Annotated in this window: 7 protein-coding genes; all 7 read left to right on the top strand. The window is 72.1% G+C overall.

Annotated elements, in window-relative coordinates; all coding sequences use genetic code 11:
• Positions 1 to 404: 404 nt before the first annotated feature.
• A complete protein-coding gene (locus VFE05_21345; protein HET6232635.1) occupies positions 405 to 1778 on the top strand; it encodes a UDP-glucose/GDP-mannose dehydrogenase family protein in 1374 nt (457 codons plus the stop codon).
• Complete coding sequence (locus VFE05_21340) at positions 1778 to 2737, top strand: UDP-glucuronic acid decarboxylase family protein (protein ID HET6232634.1); 960 nt, start codon at positions 1778 to 1780, stop codon at positions 2735 to 2737. The genes VFE05_21345 and VFE05_21340 overlap by 1 nt, the downstream gene beginning before the upstream one ends.
• Before the next feature lie 4 nt (positions 2738 to 2741).
• The gene (locus tag VFE05_21335; protein ID HET6232633.1) at positions 2742 to 3731 is read left to right on the top strand and encodes an NAD-dependent epimerase/dehydratase family protein; all 990 of its coding nucleotides are present in this window, start codon (positions 2742 to 2744) and stop codon (positions 3729 to 3731) included.
• A complete protein-coding gene (locus VFE05_21330) occupies positions 3728 to 4507 on the top strand; it encodes a CpsB/CapC family capsule biosynthesis tyrosine phosphatase (protein HET6232632.1) in 780 nt (259 codons plus the stop codon). The genes VFE05_21335 and VFE05_21330 overlap by 4 nt, the downstream gene beginning before the upstream one ends.
• A gap of 49 nt (positions 4508 to 4556) precedes the next feature.
• The gene (locus VFE05_21325) at positions 4557 to 4916 is read left to right on the top strand and encodes a cupin domain-containing protein (protein HET6232631.1); all 360 of its coding nucleotides are present in this window, start codon (positions 4557 to 4559) and stop codon (positions 4914 to 4916) included.
• Positions 4917 to 5160: 244 nt separating this feature from the next.
• Positions 5161 to 6162: an NAD-dependent epimerase/dehydratase family protein gene (locus VFE05_21320; GenBank protein ID HET6232630.1), complete on the top strand. Its 1002-nt coding sequence runs from the start codon at positions 5161 to 5163 to the stop codon at positions 6160 to 6162.
• Positions 6163 to 6279: 117 nt separating this feature from the next.
• Positions 6280 to 6610 (top strand): hypothetical protein (locus VFE05_21315; GenBank protein ID HET6232629.1); only part of this gene is annotated, 331 nt, incomplete at its 3' end.

Genomic DNA, 6610 nt, shown 5'->3' with positions numbered 1-6610 from the left:
GGCGGGCGGCGCGCCGGGCGGAGGGGATTCCCTCGCGCGGCCGCCGCTTCCGGGCGCGGCCGGGCTGCCCGCGTAGCAATTGCCGCGCCTCACCCGGATTCCGCCATTCCTCCCCTCGCGCGGGCCCGTCCGCCGGCGTGCGGAAGGCGCCGTGCGGGCCGCGGGGAGCGTGTCACGGGAGATGCGGGTGCCGCCGCCGCACTTGATTCCGCACCGCCCCCGGCGGTAGCTTCCCGCCCGTGGCAGCCGCGTGCCCGGCAGCCGCACCCGCCGCTGCCACGCGGAGCGGGTGCAGCCGGTCAAGCTACCGGCACACCGCGCGGACGGTCAACCTCCGCGCCGCCAGGGCGCGCCCGCGGGGATCGCGGGCGGCCTCGTCTCCATTCAAACGACAGCAGATCGTCATGCACATAGCGGTGGTGGGTACCGGATACGTGGGCCTCGTGGCGGGCGCGTGCCTGGCCGAGGCGGGCAGCGACGTGGTGTGCGCCGACATCGACGCGGGCAAGATCGCCCGGCTCAACGCGGGCGAGATCCCCATCTACGAGCCCGGCCTGGAGCCGCTGGTGGAGCGCAACCTCCGCGAGGGCCGCCTGACCTTCACCACCGAGGTGGACAAGGCGGTCGCGGGCGCCGAGGTGATCTTCATCGCCGTGGGCACGCCTCCGGGCGAGGACGGCTCGGCCGACCTTCAGCACGTGCTGGCCGTGGCGGAGACCATCGGCCGGAACATGCCGGCGGACGGGCCGGAGAAGATCGTCATCACCAAGAGCACGGTGCCGGTGGGCACGGCCAACAAGGTGCGCGACGCCATCCGCCGCCACACCGCGCGGCCCTTCCACGTCTGCTCGAACCCCGAGTTCCTCAAGGAAGGCGCGGCGGTCCAGGACTTCATGAAGCCGGACCGCGTGGTCATCGGCGTCGACTCCGAGCACGCGCGGGCGCGGCTGGCGGAGCTGTACGCCCCGTTCGTGCGCACCGGCAACCCGGTGCTGTTCATGGACATCGCCTCGGCCGAGATCACCAAGTACGCCGCCAACGCCATGCTGGCGACCCGCATCTCGTTCATGAACACCATCGCCGGGCTGTGCGAGGCGGTGGGGGCCGACGTGAACGACGTGCGCAAGGGCATCGGCAGCGACGAGCGCATCGGCCCCGGCTTCCTCTTCGCCGGCATCGGCTACGGCGGCAGCTGCTTCCCCAAGGACGTGAAGGCGCTGGTGCACACGCTGGGCGAGCACGGCGTGGACAGCGCCATCCTGGACGGCGTGGAGCGCGTGAACGCCTCGCAGAAGTCCTTGCTGGTGCAGAGGATCGTGGAACGATACGGGGAAGACCTCTCCGGCCGCACCTTCGCCGTGTGGGGCCTGTCGTTCAAGCCGGAGACCGACGACATGCGCGAGGCGCCGTCGCTCACCATCGTGCGCGGCCTGGTCTCGCGCGGCGCCACCATCCGCGCCCACGACCCCGAGGCGAAGCACGAGGCGGGGCGCTACTTCGCGGACCTGCTGGCGACCGGCGACCTGTCGCTGTGCGAGCGCAACTACGACTGCCTGAGCGGGGCCGACGCGCTGCTGGTGCTCACCGAGTGGCAGCCGTACCGCGTGCCGGACTTCGACCGCATCCGCGAGCGCCTGGCCGAGCCGGTGGTCTTCGACGGCCGCAACCTGTGGGAGCCGGAGCGGATGGCCGCGATGGGCTTCCACTACGTCTCCGTGGGCCGCATCCCGGTCGCGCCCGTGGCCCCCGTCGGCGGCGCCGTGCCGTCCCCCAGCTGATGCGCGTCCTGATCACGGGGGCCGCCGGCTTCCTGGGCTCGCACCTCTGCGACCGGTTCCTGGCCGATGGGCACGAGGTGGTGGGGATGGACAACTTCATCACCGGCCACCCGGACAACGTCGCCCACCTCGCGGACCGGGCCGACTTCACGCTCGTCGAGCACGACGTGAGCGAGCACATCGACGTGGACGGGCCGCTGGACGGCGTGCTCCACTTCGCTTCGCCCGCGTCGCCGGTCGACTACCTGGAGCACCCCATCCCCACGCTCAAGGTGGGGTCGCTGGGCACGCACAACACGCTGGGCCTGGCCCTCGCCAAGGGCGCCCGCTACCTGCTGGCGTCGACCTCCGAGGTCTACGGCGACCCGCAGGTGCACCCGCAACCGGAGACGTACTGGGGCAACGTCAATCCGGTGGGCCCCCGCGGCTGCTACGACGAGGCCAAGCGCTTCGCCGAGGCGATGACCATGGCGTACCACCGCTTCCACGGCGTGGAGACGCGCATCGTGCGCATCTTCAACACGTACGGCCCGCGCATGCGGCCGGGCGACGGGCGCGTGGTGAGCAACTTCATCGTCCAGGCGCTGCGCGGCGACCCCATCTCCATCTACGGCGACGGCAGCCAGACGCGCAGCTTCACCTACGTGGACGACCTGGTGGACGGCATCTACCGCCTCTTCCACTCGGACCGCGCGGAGCCGACCAACGTGGGCAATCCCGGCGAGTTCACCGTGCGCGAGCTGGCGGACAAGGTGCTGGAGATGACGGGTAGCGAGTCCAAGCTGGACCGCCTTCCCCTGCCGCAGGACGATCCGAAGGTGCGGAAGCCCGACATCACCGTTGCGCGCGCCGTGCTGGGCTGGGAGCCCAAGGTGCCGCTGGAGGAGGGCCTGAGCCGCACCATCCCGTACTTCCGCGAGGCGCTGGCGGCGGCAGACTCGTCCGCGCGCACGCTGTGACGCCGTGAAGGTCGTCGTCACCGGCGGCGCGGGCTTCATCGGGAGCCACCTGTGCGAGCGGCTGCTGGCGGCCGGGCACCGCGTGGCCTGCATCGACAGCTTCGACCCGTTCTACGACCCCGCCGTCAAGCGGCGCAACGTGGCGGAGATGCTGCATTCTGACGACTTCCGCCTGGTCGAGGCGGACGTGCGGCGGTTGGAGGGGATGCGGGGCGGGCTGCTCGCCGCGGGCTTCGCGGAGGCGGACGTGGTCGTCCACCTCGCGGCGCGCGCGGGGGTGCGGCCGTCCATCGACCAGCCGGTCGCGTACGCGGACGTGAACGTGGCCGGGACCGCGGCGGTGCTGGAGCTGGCGCGGGCGCTGGGAGCGAAGCGCTTCGTCTTCGGGTCCAGCAGCAGCGTGTACGGCAACGCGGCCAAGGTGCCGTTCTCGGAATCCGACCCGGTGGACGCGCCCATCTCGCCGTACGCCGCCACCAAGCGGGCGGGCGAGCTGCTGTGCCACGCGCACCACCACCTGCACGGCGCCTCCGTCGTCTGCCTACGCTTCTTCACCGTGTACGGACCGCGGCAGCGCCCGGACCTGGCCATCCACAAGTTCGCGCGGCTGATGGCGGCCGGACTGCCCATCCCCGTCTTCGGGGCGGGCGACACGGAGCGCGACTACACCTACGTGGACGACATCCTCCAAGGCGTCGAGGCCGCTATCGCCTTCACCGGCGAGCACCCGGACGCGTTCGAGATCGTCAACCTGGGCGAGAGCCAGACCGTCTCGCTCGCGCGCCTGGTCGAGCTGCTGGGCGGGGCGATGGGCGTCACGCCCGTGATCGACCGCCAGCCCATGCAGCCGGGGGATGTGAAGCGGACGTTCGCCGACGTGTCCAAGGCGCGCTCGCTGCTGGGCTACGCGCCGGCGACGGGGGTGGAGGACGGCATCCCCCGCTTCGTGGAATGGCTGCGGGCCGAGATGGCGCGCGAGAAGGAGGCCGCGTGATCGACTTCCACAGCCACCTCATGCCGGGGGTGGACGACGGGGCCGCGTCGCTGGACGACAGCCGCGCCGCGCTGGCGGCCATGCGCGAGCAGGGCGTCACCGCGCTGGTGACCACGCCGCACTTCCGCGCCTCGCAGCTGGAGCGGGCCGACGAGTGCGCCGAGTACCTGGGCCGGCTGGACGAGGCGTGGGCGTCGCTCAAGGCGCTTGCTTCGGCCGAGTTCCCCGACCTGCGGGTGGAGCGCGGCGTGGAGCTGATGCTCGACACCCCGCTGGCCGACCTGTCGGACCCGCGGCTGCGGCTGGCGGGCACCTCGTTCGTGCTGGTGGAGTTCCCGTTCATGACGGTGCCGCCCAACGCCGGGCGGGCCATCTTCGAGCTGAAGATGAGCGGCTGGACGCCCATCATCGCCCACCCGGAGCGGTACTCCAACCTGCAGCCGGGCAGCGAGGCGCCCGGCGAGTGGCGGCGCGTGGGCGCCTACCTGCAGGTGAACGGCGCGTCGCTGCTGGGCCGCTACGGCCCGCAGGCGCAGCAGATCGCCGGGGACCTGCTCAAACGCGGCTGGGCGGACTACCTTTCCAGCGACTACCACGCGCGCGGGCGCCTGCATTCGGCCGACGTGCGGGCTCACGTGGCGCGCCAGGGCGAGCCCCAGGCCGCGCTGCTCACCGAGATCAACCCGTCGCGCATGCTCACGGGCGACGCGCCGATGCCCGTGCCTCCGCTGGCCGGCTCGCCGTCGCTCCTGCGCCGCATCTTCGGCCGCGGCTAGGTCCGCGCGGCCCTCGCATCTCCGTTCCTCACCACGCAGCAAACCGCGAATGAACGCATCGCCCGCCGTGCCCGTCTGCTCGCCCAAGATCGTGGACAAGCCCTGGGGCCGCGAGGTCTGGTACGCGCACGAAGAGCGCTACGCCGGCAAGATCCTGGAGGTCACCAAGGGCCACGCCCTCTCGCTCCAGAAGCACGAGCGCAAGCAGGAGACGATGTACCTCCAGTCCGGCCGCCTTCTGTACCACTTCAACGGCGTGGACTTCGAGATGGCGCCCGGCCAGTGCATCACCGTGCGCCCGGGCGACGTGCACCGCGTGGAGGCTCTGGAGGACTCCGTCATCCTCGAGGTCAGCACCCCCGAGCTGGACGACCTGATCCGCCTCGAAGACCGCTACGGCCGCGGCTGACCGGGCTCCGCGCCGGAGCCGATCACGGAAAGGCCTCACGCGGAGCCGCGGAGAACAACCCGTTCCTTCCGCAGTTCTCCGCGCCCTCCGCGGCTCCGCGTGCTTCCAGCCGTTCAGGTACGGTGAGATGCGCATTCGTTCGGCAGTGTGACGGGTTGGTTCGGACGCCGGGCCGGCTGTCGATCGGCAGAAGTGCGGGTGGATGGCGCAGTGCCGGCGGCGTGCGGGGACGGCGCGGCGAGACTTGGCTTCAACACGCACGGTGAGCATGGCGAGCGAGACGCGGCGGGTGCTGGTCACCGGGGGCGCGGGCTTCATCGGGTCGCACGTGGCGGACGCGTACGTGGCGCGCGGGTGCGAGGTGGTGGTGCTGGACTCGCTCGTGCACGGCCGGCGCGAGAACGTGCCCGCCGGTGCCGAGCTCGTGGAGATGGACATCCGCGACCCGGCCGCCGCCGCGCTCATCCGCGAGCGGCGCTTCCACCTCGTCAGCCACCACGCCGCGCAGATGGACGTGCGCGTCTCGGTGGCCGACCCGCGTTTCGACGCCAGCGTCAACCTCGACGGCCTGCTCAACCTGCTGGAGGCCTCGCGCGAGGCGGGCGTGGAGCGCTTCGTCTACGTCTCGTCGGGCGGCGTCGTGTACGGCGAGCCGGAGCAGCGGCCCACGCCCGAGAGCGCGCCCAAGCAGCCGGAGAGCCCGTACGGCGTGTCCAAGCTGGCGGGCGAGCACTACCTCTTCTACTACCACCGCGTGCACGGGCTGGAGTACGCCGCGTTGCGCTACTCCAACGTGTACGGCCCGCGCCAGGACCCGCACGGCGAGGCGGGCGTGGTCGCGATCTTCTCCACGAAGATGCACGGCGGCCAGCCCGTCACCGTCTTCGGCGACGGCGAGCAGACGCGCGACTACGTCTTCGTGGGTGACGTGGTGGCCGCCAACCTCGCGCTCTCCGACGCGCAGCTTCCTCCCGCGCGGGCGCTGGACGACCGCGGGTTCAACGTGGGCACGGGCGTGGAGACCAGCGTGAACGGGCTGGTGGAGATGCTGTCCGCCGCGTCCGGGCGCCCGCAGCGCGCGGAGCCCGCGCCCGCCCGTCCGGGCGAGCTGAGCCACAGCAGCCTCGACGCCTCCAAGCTGCGCGCCCTGGGCTGGGCGCCGCGCACGGAGATCCGCGAAGGTCTGCGCCTCACGTACGAGTGGATCGCCGAAGGTCTCGACCGCACCGCCAAGACCGCCGGCTGATCGGGAGATGCACGGCGGGCCATCGCTGCGCGTCCGCCCCTCTCCGCCGATGCGCGGCAGAAGGCTCCGCATCCCTCCCGTCGATCCGCACACGCTGACCCTTCCACCCGGCCGGCGATGCGCATCCTCCAATCCATCCGTTCGCGTGAAGCCGTCTGCGCCGAGTGCCTGAAGCTGAGGCGCTGGGCGCTTTCGCTGCTTGCCCACCGCGCGCCGACGGAGGCCGAGTGGGCCGACGCGTCGTCCGCGTCCGAACGTGCGTGGACCACCTTCCTCCGCGCCGAGCGCTGCGCCGTCGCATTGCAGCGGCAGCTCGACGGCACGGGCGATGATCGGCTAGCTCCGTCCGCTGCCACCGCGCTCGCCGCCGCCGCGGGCGAGGAGACGATCCACATCCTCTCCGCGCGGGCGCAGGTGCGGGCGATCGGCGCGATCTGCGCGGCGCGCG

Source organism: Longimicrobiaceae bacterium (assembly GCA_035696245.1).
Classification (GTDB): domain Bacteria; phylum Gemmatimonadota; class Gemmatimonadetes; order Longimicrobiales; family Longimicrobiaceae; genus DASRQW01.
This window is presented reverse-complemented; position numbering and strand designations above follow the sequence as displayed.